This is a genomic window from Shinella zoogloeoides (assembly GCF_022682305.1).
In the GTDB taxonomy this organism is placed as follows: Bacteria; Pseudomonadota; Alphaproteobacteria; order Rhizobiales; family Rhizobiaceae; genus Shinella; species Shinella zoogloeoides_B.
This window is the reverse complement of record NZ_CP093528.1, coordinates 2,856,447-2,872,491: the sequence shown is the minus strand read 5'-3', so window position 1 is coordinate 2,872,491 and position 16,045 is coordinate 2,856,447. Positions and strand designations below refer to the sequence as shown.

The 16,045-nt window shown below is 65.4% G+C and carries 16 protein-coding genes and 1 other RNA gene; 8 read left to right on the top strand and 9 right to left on the bottom strand.

Annotated features, from left to right (window positions below; genetic code table 11):
* Positions 1 to 81: 81 nt before the first annotated feature.
* Positions 82 to 1,725: an FAD-binding dehydrogenase gene (locus tag MOE34_RS14325; RefSeq protein WP_242217875.1), complete on the top strand. Its 1,644-nt coding sequence runs from the start codon at positions 82 to 84 to the stop codon at positions 1,723 to 1,725.
* Positions 1,726 to 1,733: 8 nt separating this feature from the next.
* On the opposite strand, the gene MOE34_RS14320 is transcribed toward MOE34_RS14325, so the two are convergent.
* The gene (locus tag MOE34_RS14320; protein ID WP_242224025.1) at positions 1,734 to 3,503 is read right to left on the bottom strand and encodes an ABC transporter transmembrane domain-containing protein; all 1,770 of its coding nucleotides are present in this window, start codon (positions 3,501 to 3,503) and stop codon (positions 1,734 to 1,736) included.
* A gap of 244 nt (positions 3,504 to 3,747) precedes the next feature.
* Between MOE34_RS14320 and rpmE the strand changes: the two genes are divergently transcribed.
* The gene (rpmE, locus tag MOE34_RS14315) at positions 3,748 to 3,969 is read left to right on the top strand and encodes a 50S ribosomal protein L31 (RefSeq protein WP_242217873.1); all 222 of its coding nucleotides are present in this window, start codon (positions 3,748 to 3,750) and stop codon (positions 3,967 to 3,969) included.
* A gap of 263 nt (positions 3,970 to 4,232) precedes the next feature.
* Here rpmE and MOE34_RS14310 read toward each other — a convergent pair whose 3' ends face one another.
* From MOE34_RS14310 to MOE34_RS14300, 3 genes are all read right to left on the bottom strand, one after another.
* Positions 4,233 to 4,751: a DUF1465 family protein gene (locus tag MOE34_RS14310; protein ID WP_242217871.1), complete on the bottom strand. Its 519-nt coding sequence runs from the start codon at positions 4,749 to 4,751 to the stop codon at positions 4,233 to 4,235.
* Positions 4,752 to 5,130: 379 nt separating this feature from the next.
* Positions 5,131 to 5,319, bottom strand: a complete 189-nt coding sequence (locus MOE34_RS14305) for a DUF1192 domain-containing protein (RefSeq protein ID WP_242217870.1) — start codon at positions 5,317 to 5,319, stop codon at positions 5,131 to 5,133.
* On the bottom strand, positions 5,316 to 6,593 hold the full coding sequence (locus tag MOE34_RS14300) for an MFS transporter (RefSeq protein ID WP_242217869.1): 1,278 nt from the start codon (positions 6,591 to 6,593) through the stop codon (positions 5,316 to 5,318). The genes MOE34_RS14305 and MOE34_RS14300 overlap by 4 nt, the downstream gene beginning before the upstream one ends.
* 151 nt (positions 6,594 to 6,744) lie before the next feature.
* Between MOE34_RS14300 and MOE34_RS14295 the strand changes: the two genes are divergently transcribed.
* Positions 6,745 to 6,900: a hypothetical protein gene (locus tag MOE34_RS14295; RefSeq protein ID WP_242217867.1), complete on the top strand. Its 156-nt coding sequence runs from the start codon at positions 6,745 to 6,747 to the stop codon at positions 6,898 to 6,900.
* A gap of 233 nt (positions 6,901 to 7,133) precedes the next feature.
* Here the strand turns inward: MOE34_RS14295 and MOE34_RS14290 are convergent, their stop codons facing one another.
* From MOE34_RS14290 to tkt, 3 genes are all read right to left on the bottom strand, one after another.
* Positions 7,134 to 8,333: a phosphoglycerate kinase gene (locus tag MOE34_RS14290; RefSeq protein WP_242217866.1), complete on the bottom strand. Its 1,200-nt coding sequence runs from the start codon at positions 8,331 to 8,333 to the stop codon at positions 7,134 to 7,136.
* A gap of 76 nt (positions 8,334 to 8,409) precedes the next feature.
* Positions 8,410 to 9,411: a type I glyceraldehyde-3-phosphate dehydrogenase gene (gene gap, locus MOE34_RS14285; RefSeq protein ID WP_242217865.1), complete on the bottom strand. Its 1,002-nt coding sequence runs from the start codon at positions 9,409 to 9,411 to the stop codon at positions 8,410 to 8,412.
* A 68-nt stretch (positions 9,412 to 9,479) separates the two neighbouring features.
* A complete protein-coding gene (gene tkt, locus MOE34_RS14280) occupies positions 9,480 to 11,462 on the bottom strand; it encodes a transketolase (protein ID WP_242217863.1) in 1,983 nt (660 codons plus the stop codon).
* Between the two features lie 331 nt (positions 11,463 to 11,793).
* Between tkt and MOE34_RS14275 the strand changes: the two genes are divergently transcribed.
* The 3 genes from MOE34_RS14275 to ssrS all read left to right on the top strand — a co-directional run bounded on the left by MOE34_RS14275 (position 11,794) and on the right by ssrS (position 12,721).
* Positions 11,794 to 12,066, top strand: a complete 273-nt coding sequence (locus MOE34_RS14275; RefSeq protein ID WP_242217862.1) for a DUF4164 domain-containing protein — start codon at positions 11,794 to 11,796, stop codon at positions 12,064 to 12,066.
* A 20-nt stretch (positions 12,067 to 12,086) separates the two neighbouring features.
* Entirely contained in the window at positions 12,087 to 12,458 is a 372-nt protein-coding gene (locus MOE34_RS14270; RefSeq protein WP_242217861.1) for a cell division protein ZapA, read from the top strand.
* Positions 12,459 to 12,562: 104 nt separating this feature from the next.
* Positions 12,563 to 12,721: non-coding RNA, 6S RNA (ssrS, locus tag MOE34_RS14265), on the top strand.
* 81 nt (positions 12,722 to 12,802) lie between these two features.
* On the opposite strand, the gene tal is transcribed toward ssrS, so the two are convergent.
* Positions 12,803 to 13,765: a transaldolase gene (gene tal / locus MOE34_RS14260; RefSeq protein WP_242217860.1), complete on the bottom strand. Its 963-nt coding sequence runs from the start codon at positions 13,763 to 13,765 to the stop codon at positions 12,803 to 12,805.
* Positions 13,766 to 14,046: 281 nt separating this feature from the next.
* On the opposite strand from tal, the gene MOE34_RS14255 reads away from it, so the two are divergent.
* Positions 14,047 to 15,027, top strand: a complete 981-nt coding sequence (locus tag MOE34_RS14255) for a sugar-binding transcriptional regulator (RefSeq protein WP_242217859.1) — start codon at positions 14,047 to 14,049, stop codon at positions 15,025 to 15,027.
* Here MOE34_RS14255 and MOE34_RS14250 read toward each other — a convergent pair.
* Positions 15,024 to 15,218, bottom strand: coding sequence for a LuxR C-terminal-related transcriptional regulator (locus MOE34_RS14250; protein WP_242217858.1), 195 nt, complete (start codon positions 15,216 to 15,218; stop codon positions 15,024 to 15,026). The two genes, MOE34_RS14255 and MOE34_RS14250, sit on opposite strands and share 4 nt — an antisense overlap.
* Positions 15,219 to 15,515: 297 nt before the next feature.
* On the opposite strand from MOE34_RS14250, the gene MOE34_RS14245 reads away from it, so the two are divergent.
* Positions 15,516 to 16,040 carry a 5-formyltetrahydrofolate cyclo-ligase gene (locus MOE34_RS14245; protein WP_242224023.1) on the top strand — a complete coding sequence of 175 codons (525 nt, stop codon included), beginning with the start codon at positions 15,516 to 15,518 and terminating at the stop codon, positions 16,038 to 16,040.
* The last annotated feature ends 5 nt before the right edge of the window (positions 16,041 to 16,045 follow it).

Sequence of the window (16,045 nt, the reverse complement as noted above, 5' to 3'; positions counted from 1 at the left end):
GCGCCGGCGACGCGATGCCGTCCTGTTGATCTTACGCGCACGTATGCGTAAGTTTTCCTAATATGGCGCGGGAGGCTTTTCGTGGATTGCGATCTTCTGGTGATCGGGGCCGGCTTGGCCGGCCTCGTGGCGGCGACGGAGGCGGCGGGGCGCGGCCTCAAGGTGATCGTGCTCGATCAGGAGGGCGAACAGAATCTTGGCGGGCAGGCCTTCTGGTCGCTTGGCGGCCTGTTCTTCGTCGACAGCCCCGAGCAGCGTCGCATGCGCATCCGCGACACGATCGATCTCGCCCGGCAGGACTGGCTCGGCTCGGCCGGTTTCGACCGTCAGGAAGATTATTGGCCGCGCCGCTGGGCGGAATCCTATCTCGACTTCGCGGCTGGCGAGAAGCGCGCCTGGCTGCATGCCATGGGCATGCGCTGGTTTCCGGTCGTCGGCTGGGCGGAGCGGGGCGGCGGGCTCGCCACCGGCCACGGCAATTCCGTGCCGCGCTTCCACGTGACCTGGGGCACAGGCCCCGGCGTGCTCGCGCCCTTTATTCGCCGGGCCGAGGAATTGCGGGTTTCCGGCACGCTCGCCTTTCGCTTCCGCCACCGCGTCGACGGGCTGGCCGTCGAGAACGGCGTGGTCGTCGGCGCCCATGGCGCGGTGCTGGCGCCGGATGCCGCCGAGCGCGGGCGCGCGACCTCACGCGCGGTTGTCGGTGATTTCAGCCTTCGTGCCGGCGCGGTGCTGGTGTCTTCCGGCGGGATCGGCGGCAATCACGATCTGGTGCGGCAGAACTGGCCGCGTGACCGCCTCGGCGAACCGCCGGGCTTCATGGTGAGTGGCGTGCCGGCCCATGTCGATGGGCGCATGCTGGGGATCGCGCAGCAGGCCGGCGGTTCCGTCATCAACGGCGACCGGATGTGGCATTATACGGAAGGCCTTCGAAACTGGGATCCGATCTGGCCCGGCCACGGCATCCGCATCCTGCCCGGCCCGTCGTCGCTCTGGCTGGATGCGCGCGGGCGGCGGTTCCCGGCCCCGGCCATGCCGGGTTTCGATACGCTGGCGACGCTGAAGGCCATCCGCGCCGCCGGCTACGATCATAGCTGGTTCATCCTGACGCGGGCGATCATCAAGAAGGAATTCGCCCTGTCCGGCTCGGAGCAGAATCCGGACATTACCGGCAAGAATATCCCGCTTCTCCTCAAGCGCCTCGGCAAGAACCCGCCCGGCCCGGTGCAGGCCTTCATGGACAAGGGGGCGGATTTCGTGGTGCGCGACGAGCTCGGGGATCTCGTTTCCGCGATGAATGCGCTGACCGACGAACCGCTGCTGGATGTGGCCAGGGTCAGGGCCGAAGTGGAGGCGCGCGACCGCGAGATCGACAACCCCTTCTCCAAGGATGCGCAGGTCACGGCGATTCGCGGCGCGCGCGCCTATCTCGGCGACAAGCTGATGCGCACGGCCAAGCCGCACCGGCTGCTCGATCCGAAGGCCGGGCCGCTGATCGCGGTGCGCCTCAATATCCTGACGCGCAAGACGCTGGGGGGCCTCCAGACCGACCTTTCCGGCCGCGTGCTGGAGCTTTCCGGCAGGCCGGTGCCGGGGCTTTACGCGGCGGGCGAGGCCGCCGGCTTCGGCGGCGGCGGCCTGCATGGTTACAATGCGCTGGAGGGGACGTTCCTCGGTGGATGCCTTTTCTCCGGCCGCGTCGCGGGCAGGGCGGTCGGCGCCTGAGAGGCGGCTCAGACGGCCGCCTGCTCCTCGCCGAGGAAGGCCTGGCCGCCATGGTCGAATTGCAGCCGGGCAAGGCGGGCATAGAGGCCGTCCTGGCGGATGAGCGACTGGTGCGTGCCCTCCTCGACGATGCGGCCGTGCTCCATGACGAGAATGCGGTCGGCCTTGAGGACGGTGGCGAGGCGGTGGGCGATGACGATGGTCGTGCGCTTGCCCATCTGCCCGTCGAGCGCCTTCTGCACCAGCGTCTCGCTTTCCGCATCGAGCGCGGAGGTGGCTTCGTCGAGCAGCAGGAGGGGCGCGTCCTTCAGGATGGCGCGGGCGATCGCGATGCGCTGGCGCTGGCCGCCGGAAAGCGTGACGCCGCGCTCGCCGACCATCGTGTCGTAGCCCTTGTCGAGACGGTCGATGAACTCTTCCGCCTGCGCTGCGCGCGCTGCCGCGCGAACCGCCTCGTCGCTGACATTTGCCATGCCGAAGGCGATGTTGTCGCGGATCGTCGCGGCGAAGATCGTCACGTCCTGCGGCACGAGCGCGATGCGGCGGCGCAGTTCTTCCGGGTCGGCGGCGCGAAGGTCCACGCCGTCGAGCAGCACGCTGCCGGAATCGGGATCGTAGAAGCGCAGGACCAGCGAGAGGATCGTGCTCTTGCCGGCGCCCGAGGGGCCGACGACGGCGACGGTCTCGCCGGGCTTCACGGCGAAGCTCAGGCCATTGATGCTGCGATAGCCGGGGCGGGCGGGGTAGGAGAAGTGCACGTCCTTGAACGCCAGTTCGCCGCGGGCCGGAACGGGCAGGGCGACCGGGTTGGCCGGTGCGGTGATGGCTGGCGGCTCAGCAAGCAGCTCCGTCAGGCGCTCGGCGGCGCCGGCGGCCTGCGACAGCTCGCCCCAAACCTCGGAGAGCGCGCCGAGGCTGCCGGCGGCGAAGACCGCGTAGAGCAGGAACTGGCCGAGCGTGCCGGCCGAGAGCGTGCCGGAAAGCACGTCCCGCGCGCCGAACCAGAGCACGGCGACGACGGAGCCGAAGATCATGGCGATGGCGAAGCCCGTCAGCAGTGAGCGGGCGCGGATGGCCGAGCGGGCTGCCTCGTAGGCATTCTCGACATTGCCGAAGAAGCGCGCGCGGGCGACCTCTTCCGCATTGAAGGCCTGGAGTGTGCGGGTCGCGCCGATGGCTTCGCCTGCATAGGCCGAGGCGGCGGCCAGCATGTCCTGCGCCTCGCGCGAGCGGCGGCGCACGGAGCGGCCGAAGGCGACGAGCGGGAAGACGATGACGGGAATGGCCGCGATGACGAGGCTGGAGAGCTTCGGGCTGGTATAGACCATCATGGCGATGGCGCCGAGGCAGAGGATGAGGTTGCGCAGCGCCACCGAGGCGGTGGCCCCGACGGCGGACTTGATCTGCGTCGTGTCGGCCGTCAGCCGCGAGACGATCTCGCCGGACTGGTTGACGTCGAAGAAGGCAGGCGAGAGCTTCGTCACATGGGCGAAGACGTCGCGGCGCAGGTCGGCGACGATGCGCTCGCCGAGCGTGATGACGAAGTAGTAGCGCAGGGCGCTGGCGAGCGCGAGCAGGCCGGCGAGCGCGAAGAGCATCATGAAATAGGTGTTGATGAAGCCGGCGTCGGCTCCCGAGAAGCCGTGGTCGATCATGCGGCGCACGGCGATCGGCAGGATGAGCGTCGTGACGGCGGCGAGCACGAGCGCGACGAGCGCCCCGGCGACGAGACCGCGATACCGGCGAAGATAGGGAGCGAGCCTGCCCAGCGGACGCATGTTCTGGCGCGCGGGCTTTTCCTGCGCGGCGTGTTCTTTGTCTGTGGACACCATACCCCCGTTTCCAGTGCCTGCCGGCACGAATTGTCTTTCGGCTCTTGTTATCCAGACGGCCTTCATGTATAGGCTCGCCATCGAATTGGGAAGCCGTAGGTCCGACCGACTGCGGCTTCATTTACGTCTTTGGCCCCGCTGTCGCAATCCATTGCGACAAATGGCCCCCGGAACAAGCAGGAAGAGTGTCATGAAGGCTGATATCCATCCCGACTACCACACCATCAAGGTCGTGATGACCGACGGCACCGAGTACGAAACCCGCTCGACCTGGGGTTCGGAAGGCGCAACGATGAACCTCGAAATCGACCCGAAGTCGCACCCGGCATGGACCGGCGGCAACCAGCAGATGCTGGACCGTGGCGGCCGCGTTTCCAAGTTCAAGAAGCGCTTCGAAGGTCTCGGCCTCTAATCTTCTTGCCTCACGGCGAATTTCGAAAGACCCGGCTTCGGCCGGGTTTTTTGTTGTCTGCAATTGGGATTGCCCCTCACTTGCCTGCCGGCATCCTCTCCCCGCAAGCGGGGCGAGGAGCGCTGGGCGCGCCGTTCTGCCCCTTCTCCCCGCCTGCGGGGAGAAGGTCCCGGCAGGGGGATGAGGGGCAGCCTCACCCGACGTGCAGGCAACAAAAAACCCGGCCGAGGCCGGGTTCCGCATGCGTGTCTGTGCGCTGTCGCTCAGTTGTTGCCGAAGGCGGTCTGCAGCAGGTTGATCTGGGCCTGGACACTGTTCTGGTTGTCCGGCTGGAAGGTCTGGACCTCCTGCGGACGGTAGATCTCGCGGTCGAGCAGGGCGACGCGGTTCTGCAGGCGCAGCGAGCGCTCGATGAGGTCGCGGAAGGCTTCCGGTAGGTCGTGCCAGCCGGGTGCGGTCTTGTCGACGTTGAAGCTGTCGAGGCGAACCTTGTTCTTTTCCGAAAGCACCTGGTCGCGGCTCATCTCGCCGTTGTTGACGGCGCGCTGGAGCAGGAGCCAGGAGGCCATCTGCATGAGGCGGGTGGTGAGGCGCATCGATTCGGCCGCGTAGAGCACCGAGGCCATGCGCGGCAGGACCTTCGAGGCCTGGCGGCCGATGCCGTCGAGATAACTCGCGGTTTCCTCGACCAGACCCATGCCCTCGGCGTACAGGGACTTGAACTGCGCCGACGACGCAACATGGCCAGCGAAGCTGACGGTATTCAATCCTCTTTCGGACATGGTTTCTTCCCTGTTGAACGCATCACTTGCAGGTAACGGAAGGTCGGCCCGTGGTGTTCCATGTGGCCGGTCTGTGGCTAGAAGATGATGCCATAACCTAATTCGCGCAAGGGTATTCTTAAGAAAGGGTTAATCTCCACAATTCTTTCGGGACAGGGTGTCCGCGGGGGCCGCCGCAAATAAAAAAAGAGCCGCGGAAAGCGGCTCTCAAGGTAAAACAGGGGAAAAATCAGACGCATACCCGAAGGGGTGGAAATGTCTGAACCCGGAAGGACCGGATGTGCAGGTAATAGCATGCAAGGTTTAATGGCCGGTTAACTCTATTGTCGTTTCGCTGCCGGCTGTGCCTTTTCGGCAAGGCCGGCGATCCCCGTATGGGTCAACGGAACAGGCTTTCCGCCGCCGAACGGCTTGCGCCCTTCTTCGTCTTTTCCGATTCGAGACGCGCAATCTCCGCGCGCAGCAGGTCTATGCGCGCGGAAAGCTCGTCGACGGAGAGGAGCGACAGGTCGCTGCCGATTTCATGCGCGGTCTTCTTCTGCGGGCGGTCGTCGTCGAAGAGGCTCATGCGGTGCGTTCCTCCTGTTGCTCGTCGGCGGCCTGCGGCTGGGGCAGGGCGCGCGGCGAAAGCTGAAGGCTTTCCGGCGTGGTGAGTGTGCCGGGATTGAGGGTCGTGTAGGTCTCGCGCATTTCGGCCGGCAGGGCGGCGCGGCGGCGGCTGCGGAAGATCGCGTAGGCGGTGATCAGGATATGCGCCCAGCAGGTGACCATGAAGAGCGCATAGGGACCGACGGAGGACATGATGGGGCCGCCGATCGTCGGGCCGATGATCGTGCCGACGCCGTAGAGCAGCAACAGGCCGCCGGACACCTTCACGAAGTCCTCGGGGCTCGCGAAGTCGTTGGCGTGGGAAACGGCGATTGGGTAGAGCGCGTTGGCCATCGCGCCGTAGAGGGCGGTCAGCGCCAGCAGGACGGGCACGGAGGCCGGCTGGAAGATGAAGAGCGCAAGGCCTGCCGCCGCGGCGATGGCCGAGAGCACGGCGAGCACGATGCGCCGGTCCATCCGGTCGGAGATGCGACCGGCGGGAAGCTGCATGACGGCGCCGGCGAAGATGGCGATACTCATCATGAAGGCGATGTTGCTGGAGGAAAGGCCGGCATTGGCCCCGAAGACCGCGCCGAGCGTGCCGAAGGCGCCGTTGGCAAGGCCGATCAGCACGATGCCGACGCAGGCGATGGGCGAGGTGCGGAAGAGGGCGGGGATGTCAAGCTTCACCTGCTTCAGCGGCTGGGGTGAGGCGGCGTTCGAAAGCGTCGTCGGCAGCATGGCGAGGCAGTAGAGGATGCCGGCGACCATGAAGAGCATCGGGGTCGTGACGTCGCCGAGCGCGACGGTCATCTGGCCGCCGACCGTGCCGACCAGCGTGATGGCGATATAGAGCGAGAAGATCAGGCCACGGCTCTCGTTCGTCGCGCGCTCGTTCAGCCAGCTCTCGATGATCATCGACGTGCCGGCGATGGAAAAGCCGGTGACGGCGCGCAGCACGATCCACCAGAAGGGATCGACGATCATGCCCGTCAGCAGCGCGATGATGGCGATCAGCGAGGCGAAGCCGGAGAAGGCACGCACATGGCCAATGCGCTTGACGACGGTGGGCGCCAAAAGGCAGCCGAGCACGAAGCCCGTGGCCCAGGATGTGCCGAGCAGGCCGAGCATCGTCGTCTCATAGCCCTCGAAGGCCCCGCGCATGGGAAGCAGCAGGCCGTGCAGGCCGTTGCCCAGGAAGAGGAAAAGGGTTCCCAGGAGAAGCGCGAAGACGGATAGGAGGTTTTTTCGCATGTGAATTCCGCTTGTTCGCCGATGGGAAAGGAATAGCGCACCTGTTGCCGATTGCCAGATGCAAAGGCGACGTCGGCACGATTTTCACGCCACGCGCTGATCGCTTGGAAAAGTGTCTGAGGTGTGACAGGAAGGGGCCGGAAAGGCCGTCATGACGAAAATCCTCCCTGCGCTTCTCATTGCCGCCATGCTGCTGCATCTCATCCGCCCCATCGGCCTGCCGGGGCTGCGGTGGCGTGCCGATTTCTGGAAGATCGCGGTGGTCGCGATCGGGCTGATGATGCTTACCGTGCTCATCCGGCCCTGAAATGCAAAAGGGCCACCCGAAGGTGGCCCCCATGAGGTCTGGTCCGGCACGGACCCGGGCTTGCGGCCCGAAGGAAGGTGGGTTCAGAGCGAGGGCTGCCCCGCTTTCGTCACCACTTTTCCCATGCCCGCGGCCAAAGCCAAATTCTCACTAGACATCGGATCACCTTCCTTTCTGAACGTTGACGATACAGGAAATGTAGGCGATCCGCGCCGGAGCGCAAGGGCCTTTGCTTATTTCTGCTGGCGGAGAATGTCGACGCCCGGCAGCGGCTTGCCTTCCATCCATTCCAGGAACGCGCCACCGGCGGTCGAGACATAGGTGAAATCGTCGGCAACGCCGGCATGGTTGAGGGCCGCGACCGTATCACCGCCACCGGCGACGGAGACGAGCTTGCCGGCCTTGGTTTCGGCCGCCGCATGCCTGGCGGCGGAGACGGTTGCCGTGTCGAAGGGAGCGATTTCGAAGGCGCCGAGCGGGCCGTTCCAGACCAGCGTCGAGGCGCGCGAGATCCAGGCATTGACCGCCTCGATCGTCTTCGGGCCGACATCGAGCATCATGGCATCGGCGGGAATGGCGTTGACGTCCACCACTTCGTTCTCGGCATTGGCCTTGAACTCGCGGGCGACGACGCCGTCTTCCGGCAGAACGATGGCGCAGGTCGCGGTGGCGGCCTCGATCATGATCTGCTTGGCGGTATCGGCAAGGTCATGCTCGCAGAGCGACTTGCCGACGTCGGTGCCGCGGGCGGCCAGGAACGTGTTCGCCATGCCGCCGCCGATGACCAGCGCGTCGACCTTCTTCACGAGGTTCATGAGGAGGTCGATCTTGGTGGAGACCTTCGCGCCACCGACGATGGCGACGACCGGGCGGGCCGGATTGCCAAGGCCCTTTTCCAGTGCCTCCAGCTCGGCCTGCATGGTGCGGCCGGCATAGGCGGGCAGGAGATGGGCAAGGCCTTCCGTCGAGGAATGGGCGCGGTGAGCGGCCGAGAAGGCGTCGTTGACGTAGATATCGCCATTGGCGGCGAGGGCGGCGGTGAAATCGGGGTTGTTCTTCTCTTCGCCCTTGTGGAAGCGGGTGTTTTCGAGAAGCAGGATATCGCCGTTCGCCATGGCGGCGATGGCGGCGGCGGCCGGCTCGCCGATGCAGTCGGCGGCGAAATGGACCTTGGCGCCCAGCACATCGTTCACGGCGGGCAGGATCTGCTGCAGCGACATGTCGGCGACGACCTCACCCTTCGGGCGGCCGAAATGGGCGAGCAGGACGACCTTGGCGCCCTTCTTCGACAGTTCCAGGATGGTGGGCGCGACGCGCTCGATGCGGGTCGCATCGGTGACCTTGCCGTCCTTGACCGGCACGTTGAGATCGACGCGGACGAGCACGCGCTTGCCGGCGATATCGGTGAGGTTGTCGAGGGTCTTGAAGGTCATGGCACGGCTCCTGAATGTGACGTCTGGTCAAGAAAAAACACCCGGACATCGCTGCCCGGGTGCTTCGTGTTTCCGATTAGATCAGCTTGCCCATCGCAACCGCCGTGTCGGACATGCGGTTCGAGAAGCCCCACTCGTTGTCGTACCAGGAGAGGATGCGAACGAGGTTGCCGTCGAGGACCTTGGTCTGGTCGGCGGCGAAGTTGGACGAGTTGCTGTCGTGGTTGAAGTCGATCGAGACGAGCGGGCCCGTGACGTAGTCGAGGATGCCCTTCAGTTCGCCTTCGGCGGCTGCCTTGATGGCGGCGTTGACTTCTTCGGCAGTGACGTTGCGCTTCGGCACGAACTTCAGGTCGACGACCGAGACGTTCGGGGTCGGCACACGGATGGCCGAACCGTCGAGCTTGCCCTTGAGCTGCGGCAGCACGAGGCCGACGGCCTTGGCGGCGCCGGTCGAGGTCGGGATCATGGACAGGGCTGCGGCGCGGGCGCGATACAGGTCCTTGTGCATGGTGTCGAGCGTCGGCTGGTCACCCGTGTAGGAGTGAACCGTCGTCATGTAGCCCTTCTCGATGCCGAAGGCCTTGTCGAGAACGTAGGCGACCGGTGCAAGGCAGTTCGTCGTGCACGAGGCGTTGGAGATGACGAGGTCGTCCTTGGTCAGCGTGTTGTGGTTGACGCCGTAGACGATGGTCTTGTCGGCGTTGTCGCACGGGGCCGAAACGATGACGCGCTTCGAGCCGTTTGCGAGGTGCGCGGAGGCCTTTTCCTTGGTGGTGAAGAGGCCGGTGCATTCCAGCGCGATGTCGACGTCGCCCCAGGGCAGTTCCTTCGGGTCGCGGATGGCGGTGACGCGGATCGGGCCGCGGCCGACGTCGATGGTGTCGCCGGAAACGGTGACGGTGCCCGGGAACTTGCCGTGGACGGAGTCATAGCGAACGAGATGCGCATTGGTCTCGACCGGGCCGAGGTCGTTGACGGCAACGACCTCGATGTCGGTGCGGCCGGACTCGACGATGGCGCGCAGCACGTTGCGGCCGATGCGGCCAAAACCGTTGATGGCAACTTTCACAGTCATTTCGGGTCTCTCCCTATGGATGAACTTTGCGAGGTGAGGCGCGGCCGGGGAGCCGCGCCCTGGGGCAATCAGGCGAGCTTGGCTTCCGCGGCGGCGACAACGGCCTCCGGCGTGATGCCGAAGTGCTTATAGAGCTCCTTGTACGGGCCGGAGGCGCCGAAGGAGGACATGCCGACGAAGATGCCGTCCGAGCCGATGAAGTGATCCCAGCCCTGGCGGATGCCGGCTTCGACGGCGATCTTGACCGGCGAATTGCCGATGACGGCCTGCTGGTAGGCTTCCGGCTGCTCGGCGAAGAGCTCGACGCAGGGAACCGAGACGACGCGGGTGGAGATGCCCTTGGCCGAGAGGGCCTGCTGGGCCTTGACCGCGATCTCGACTTCCGAGCCGGTGGCGAAGATCGTCACCTGGGCGTCGCTGGCCGAGACGAGATCGTAGGCGCCGCGGGCGCAGAGGTTCTCTTCCTCATATTCCAGGCGAACCGGCATCAGGTTCTGGCGCGTCAGCGCGATGGCGGACGGGCGGTTGTGGCTTTCCAGCGCAAGCTGCCAGCACTCCGCCGTTTCCGTGGCGTCGGCCGGGCGGAAGACGAGCAGGTTCGGGATGGCGCGCAGGGCGGCCATGTGCTCGACCGGCTGGTGCGTCGGGCCGTCTTCGCCAAGACCGATGGAATCGTGCGTCAGGACGTGGATGACGCGGATGCCCATCAGGGCGGCGAGGCGGATCGACGGACGGCAATAGTCCGAGAAGATCAGGAAGCCGCCGGAATAGGGGATGAGACCGCCATGCAGCGCCATGCCGTTCATCGCGGCCGCCATGCCGTGCTCGCGCACGCCGTAGTGGATGTAGCGGCCGGAGAAGTCGGTCGGGGTGATCGACTTGGTCTGGCTGGTCTTGGTGTTGTTGGAGCCGGTCAGGTCGGCGGAGCCGCCGATGGTTTCCGGCAGCACGCCGTTGATGACTTCAAGCGCGTCTTCCGAAGCCTTGCGGGTGGCCGGGTTCGGCTTGGTCTCGGCGAGCTTCTTCTTGTAGGCGGCGATGGCGGAGTCGAGGCTGCCTTCGAGGTCGCCGGCGAAGCGGCGGACGAACTGGGCCTTCTTCTCGGCTTCCGTCTTTTCGAGGCGGGCTTCCCATTCCTTGTGCGCCTTGGTGGAGCGCAGGCCGGCGAGGCGCCAGGCGTCGAGCACGTCGGAGGGAACGACGAAGGCTTCCGATTCCCAGTTCAGCGCCTTGCGGGTGGCGGCGATTTCGTCGGCGCCGAGCGGCGAGCCGTGGACCTTGTGCGTGCCGGCCTTGTTCGGCGCGCCGAAGCCGATGGTCGTCTTGCAGGCGATCAGGGTCGGCTTGTCGGACTTCTGGGCCACCTCGATGGCGGCGGCGATCGCCTCCGGATCATGGCCGTCGACGGCGATGGTGTTCCAGTTCGAGGCGCGGAAGCGGGCGTGCTGGTCGGTCGAGTCGGCGATCGAGATCGGGCCGTCGATCGAGATGTTGTTGTCGTCCCAGAAGACGATGAGCTTGTTGAGCTTCAGGTGGCCGGCAAGCGAGATCGCTTCCTGGCTGATGCCTTCCATGAGGCAGCCGTCACCGGCGATGACATAGGTGAAGTGCTCCATCAGGTCGGAGCCGAATTCGTCGCGCAGCTTGCGCTCGGCAAGCGCCATGCCGACGGCGTTGGCGATGCCCTGGCCGAGCGGACCCGTGGTCGTCTCGATGCCGGCGGCGTGGCCGTATTCCGGATGGCCGGCGGTCTTGGCGCCGAGCTGGCGGAAATTCTTGATCTCGTCGATCGTGATGTCCTCGTAGCCGGTCAAATAGAGCAGCGAGTAGAGGAGCATCGAGCCGTGGCCGGCCGACAGGACGAAGCGGTCGCGGTTCGGCCACGACGGGGTCTTCGGATCGAAGGACAGGAAGCGGGTGAAAAGAACCGTTGCAATGTCTGCTGCGCCCATCGGCAGGCCGGGGTGGCCGGAGTTCGCCTTTTCCACGGCATCCATGGAAAGGAAGCGAATTGCATTCGCCATCCGGTCGTGTTTTTCGCGAGAGATCATGACTGTTCCGTCTTCTTCGGGGTGTCAGGGCCGATGCCGTTCAGGGGGATCGGTTGGAAGCGGGGTGACACATAGCAGGTGCACCGTCGGAGTCAACGAATTCGGCGGTTCCTGCGGCGTTTGCGCGCCGGTTCCACGGACTTTTTCAGCGTTTTCGCATGAATGTGTGCGGTGCCGTTTTCGCCCCTCCCGAAGGCTGATCCACAACGCCGTTCCGGGCCTGCCGCGCCCGGCTGTTGACGCTCGGGCCCGCAGTTGAATACTGTCAAAGCAAGAGAACCGGCGCTGGCGGCGGCGATTCGCGTTTTTTGAGAGTGCCGGTGAAGGCTTTATGACCAACGGGGAAACAGTCAGGGCGGCGATCGAGGAGCTGCGCAAGGCGCTTGCGAGCCTCGACAACGCGCTCGACATGCGCTTCGACAGGGAGCGCGATCACGGCGAGGTGGAGGGCGAAGTGCGGCGGGTCAATGCCGACCGCTCGCGGCTCGCCCAGGAACTCGACCAGTCCGAATTCCGCGCCAACCGCCTGGAGGAGGTGAACCGTGAGGTCTCCCGCCGGCTGGTCACGGCCATGGAAACCATCCGGGCCGTGCTCGACCGCTAATCCCAATAGAAAGTGACGGCATGGCTCAGGTAACGGTACAGATCGACGGCAAGGCCTATCGCATGGCCTGCGAGGAAGGCCAGGAGGCGCATCTCGAGGAGCTTGCCGCCGGCTTCGATCGCTATGTCGGTCACCTGAAGAGTCAGTTCGGCGAGATCGGCGACCTGCGTCTCACCGTCATGGCCGGCATCATGGTGATGGACGAGCTGAACGACGTCACCCGCCGCCTCGAAAAGCTGGAAAAGGAAGCCGAGGCGCTCCGCATGGGCCGGGAAGGCGTGATGGGTGAGGTCTCCCGCAACGAGGAGGCCATCGCGCAGGCGCTGGGTGAACTCACCAGCCAGATCCAGGGCATGGCCGCCAAGCTCAACGGCAAGCCGCCGGCCAACTGATCCGGCCTTTGCGCATTTCCAGGCGCAAACCGCGTCGCGTTTCTGTTGGAAATGCTGCGGGAATTGCCACTGGCGAAAGCGCCGCTTTCATCCTATATATCGGATGCGTTCTGCGCTTCCCGACAGGAACCACAATCCCTGGGGCCATACTCGATCCAAAGGGAGCTGTCCCTGACCCGGCCCGTGGGCTTGGTCACACGGTGCCCACCTACGTTTGTAGGCACCCAGGATCGTAAACCTCCATCGGTCGCCGTGGATCGCACTTTCTTGACATCACCGGCAAAACGAAAAGGCCGCCCCGTGGGGCGGCCTTCGTGTTCGTGACGGGAAACGCTGCGGGTGCTTTACGCCGCGGCCTTCATTTCCTTGTCGATCATGGCGCGCAGGCTGCCGAGGTCCTTGGCGAAGGCGCGGATGCCTTCGGAGAGCTTTTCGGTGGCCATGGCGTCTTCGTTCAGCATCCAGCGGAAGGTCTTCTCGTCGATCTTGACCGGCGAGACCTTGGCGGCCTTTTCCGGCGAGAGCTTGCGCTCAAGCGTGCCCTGGGCGCCGTCGAGTTCTTCCAGCAGGGCCGGGCTGATCGTCAGGCGGTCGCAGCCGGCGAGGGCTTCGATCTCGCCCGTGTTGCGGAAGGAGGCCCCCATGACGATCGTGTTGATGCCGTTGGACTTGTAGTAATCGTAGATCGCGCGGACCGAGAGCACGCCCGGGTCTTCCTCGGCCGTGAAGGTCTTGCCCGATGCCTTGACGTGCCAGTCGAGGATGCGGCCGACGAAGGGCGAGATGAGGAAGACGCCGGCATCGGCGCAGGCGATGGCCTGGGCCTGATTGAAGAGCAGCGTCAGATTGCAGTCGATGCCTTCCTTCTGCAGCACTTCCGCGGCGCGGATGCCTTCCCAGGTGGAGGCGAGCTTGATGAGGATGCGGTCGCGGGAAATGCCGCGGGCGTCATAGGCCTTCACGATCTCGCGGGCCTTGGCGATGGAGGCTTCGGTGTCGAAGGAGAGGTCTGCATCGACTTCGGTCGAGACGCGGCCGGGCACGAGTTCGGCCAGGGCAGCGCCGACGGAGATGGCGAGCCGGTCGCCGACGGCGTTCACGACGCCTTCGCGATTGCCGCCCTGGGACTGGCCCCAGCGGATGGCTTCGGCCACCGCGTCCGCAAAGGCCGGCGTGCCGAGCGCCTTCAGGACGATGGTGGGGTTGGTCGTGCAATCGACCGGCTTCAGGCGGCGGACAGCTTCGATATCGCCGGTATCGGCGACCACGGTCGTCATCGCGCGCAGTTGTTCAAGCTTGGACGTCATATCCGAAATCCCGAATGTTGTTGCCGGGCGGCGTTTCTGGAAACGCCAGGCCCTCCTCCATTGTTCCCGTGAAAGCGCATGCACGACCGTGCTTCCGTTTCGGCCGTCCATGCGTTGGCACGCTCCACCCGCCGGCAGAATGCCGCCAGCAGATATGGGCGGACTATTGGTGGGTTCCCGGGCGAAAGTCAAGCACTTTTGCTTAATCTTCTGAACATATGTCGCATTCTTCCCGAGGTGTGCTAAGGTGCGCCGGACGAGAGCGGACAGAGGGAGGCGACGTGGCAAGGCTTCGGCGCGACACACACACGGCCTATTCGGAATCGGCGGCGCTGCGGCTGCGGGCGGCCTGGCTCTATTACAATCAGGGCCTCACCCAGAAGGATGTGGCGGAGAAGATCGGCGTCAGCCGCACCACGGTCATCCGTATGCTCGACGAGGCGTTGAAGCGCTCCGAGGTGCAGATCTGGATCAACGAGGGCATTGCCGATTGCGTCGAACTCGCCGTGCGACTGGAAAAGGCCTACGGGCTGGACGAGGCGGTGGTGGTGCCGGCGGCGAACAGCGCGGAGGCGACCGCCAAGAGTGTAGGCCTCGCGCTCGGCCAGTTCCTCACTGAGGCGATCCCGGACGACTGCACGGTCGGCGTCGGCTGGGGGCGCACATTGACGGCCTCGCTCGCCAGCTTCCGCCCGGCACGGCGCGAGCGCGTCAAGGTCGTGTCGCTGCTCGGCGGCGTGGTGGAGGCGCACCATATCAACCCCATCGAATATACCTGGCAGCTTGCGAGCCAGCTCGGCGCGGAATGCTACCTGTTCCTCGCGCCGCTGCTGGTCGACAGCGGTGAGACCAAGCGCAGCCTTATCGAGAAATGCGGCCTGAAGACGCTGTTCGACCTCGCCGAGAACATGGATATCGCCGTGGTGAGCTGCGGCGATATCGGCCCGCGGGCAAGCTCGCTGTCACGCGATTTCATCGCGCGCGATGAGCTTGAGGAACTGATCGCCGCCGGCTGCGTGTGCGATACGATGTGCAATTTCCTCGACGCCGAGGGCCGCACCATCGACCATCCGATCCGCCACCGCGTCATGTCCATCGACCTCGATACGGTGAAGAAGGCGCGCCATATCGTGCTGGTCTCCGGCGGTGCGCATCGGGCGCCGGCCATCCGCGCCACGATCCGCCGCGTCGGCTGCAACACGCTGATCACCGACGAAGGGGCGGCGCTGGCCATGCTGCGGCTCGCGGAAGGCGCCGCCTAGAGCAGATCGAGCCGCACGGCGCGGGCGATCGCGCCGACGATGTTGCGGGCGCCGAGTTTTTCGACGGCGCTGCGCAGGATGCCGTTCACGCATGCCGTGGTCAGGTCTATGTCGAGCACGATATCGGCCGGCGTCCTGCCGTTGGCGGCGAGGGTGAGGCAGCGTTTCTCGATTTCGGTCAGTTCGGGCAAGGGGGAAGAGGCATTTTCCGGGGGCATCATGCGCCCGGCTTAAGGGGCCGTGCGCGGTGGCGAAAGTGCAAGCTGTTCCGATGCTTAACGGCAGGCCGCCGCTTTTTGCCGCGCTGTGCCATTCCGGCACAGGGGCCTGTCGTGTCGCAAAGCGGGGCGGATTTGCCTTCCGGCGCTGCTAGCTGTTAAGCGGGAGCAGACAAGCTGGAGCGACCCGTGACGACCCACACGACCCACACGACCCCCAAGGAACAAAAGGCGGCGATCCGCAACGAGCGGCTGGCGTTGCGCGATGCGATGACGCCCGAGGTACGCATCGAGGGCAGCCTCGCCATGGTCGAGCTTGCGGGCGACCGCATCGCATTCGACCCCGGAACGGTGATTTCCGGTTTCTGGCCGATCCGCTCGGAGGCGGATATCCGGCCGCTGATGGCGCATCTGCGCAGCCGCGGCGCGCGGCTCTGCCTGCCGGTGGTGCTCGACCGCGAGACCATCGTGTTTCGTGAACTCGTCGGCGGCGCGCCCGTGGTGAAGACCGGCTTCGGCACGACGGGGCCGGGACCGGAGGCGGCGGTGCTCGACCCGGATATCCTGCTCGTGCCGCTTTCCGCCTTCGACCGGACCGGGCATCGCATCGGCTATGGCGCGGGCCATTACGACCGGGCGATCGACCGCCTCAAGGCGAAAGGCCGCGTGCCGAAGCTCATCGGCATTGCGTTCGACTGCCAGGAAGTGGCATCAGTACCCGCCGAGCCGCATGACGTGCCACTGGATGGCATTCTCACGGAGAGCGGCCTCAGCATGTTCCAACAGGTTTCATAAGGCAG

What these genes read in the sequence shown, in the direction of transcription:
- MOE34_RS14320 (WP_242224025.1), bottom strand. Translation starts at nt 3,503, where the DNA reads ATGCGTCCGCTGGGCAGGCTCGCTCCCTATCTTCGCCGGTATCGCGGT.
- rpmE (WP_242217873.1), top strand. Translation starts at nt 3,748, where the DNA reads ATGAAGGCTGATATCCATCCCGACTACCACACCATCAAGGTCGTGATG.
- MOE34_RS14310 (WP_242217871.1), bottom strand. Translation starts at nt 4,751, where the DNA reads ATGTCCGAAAGAGGATTGAATACCGTCAGCTTCGCTGGCCATGTTGCG.
- MOE34_RS14305 (WP_242217870.1), bottom strand. Translation starts at nt 5,319, where the DNA reads ATGAGCCTCTTCGACGACGACCGCCCGCAGAAGAAGACCGCGCATGAA.
- MOE34_RS14300 (WP_242217869.1), bottom strand. Translation starts at nt 6,593, where the DNA reads ATGCGAAAAAACCTCCTATCCGTCTTCGCGCTTCTCCTGGGAACCCTT.
- MOE34_RS14295 (WP_242217867.1), top strand. Translation starts at nt 6,745, where the DNA reads ATGACGAAAATCCTCCCTGCGCTTCTCATTGCCGCCATGCTGCTGCAT.
- MOE34_RS14290 (WP_242217866.1), bottom strand. Translation starts at nt 8,333, where the DNA reads ATGACCTTCAAGACCCTCGACAACCTCACCGATATCGCCGGCAAGCGC.
- gap (WP_242217865.1), bottom strand. Translation starts at nt 9,411, where the DNA reads ATGACTGTGAAAGTTGCCATCAACGGTTTTGGCCGCATCGGCCGCAAC.
- tkt (WP_242217863.1), bottom strand. Translation starts at nt 11,462, where the DNA reads ATGATCTCTCGCGAAAAACACGACCGGATGGCGAATGCAATTCGCTTC.
- MOE34_RS14275 (WP_242217862.1), top strand. Translation starts at nt 11,794, where the DNA reads ATGACCAACGGGGAAACAGTCAGGGCGGCGATCGAGGAGCTGCGCAAG.
- MOE34_RS14270 (WP_242217861.1), top strand. Translation starts at nt 12,087, where the DNA reads ATGGCTCAGGTAACGGTACAGATCGACGGCAAGGCCTATCGCATGGCC.
- tal (WP_242217860.1), bottom strand. Translation starts at nt 13,765, where the DNA reads ATGACGTCCAAGCTTGAACAACTGCGCGCGATGACGACCGTGGTCGCC.
- MOE34_RS14245 (WP_242224023.1), top strand. Translation starts at nt 15,516, where the DNA reads ATGACGCCCGAGGTACGCATCGAGGGCAGCCTCGCCATGGTCGAGCTT.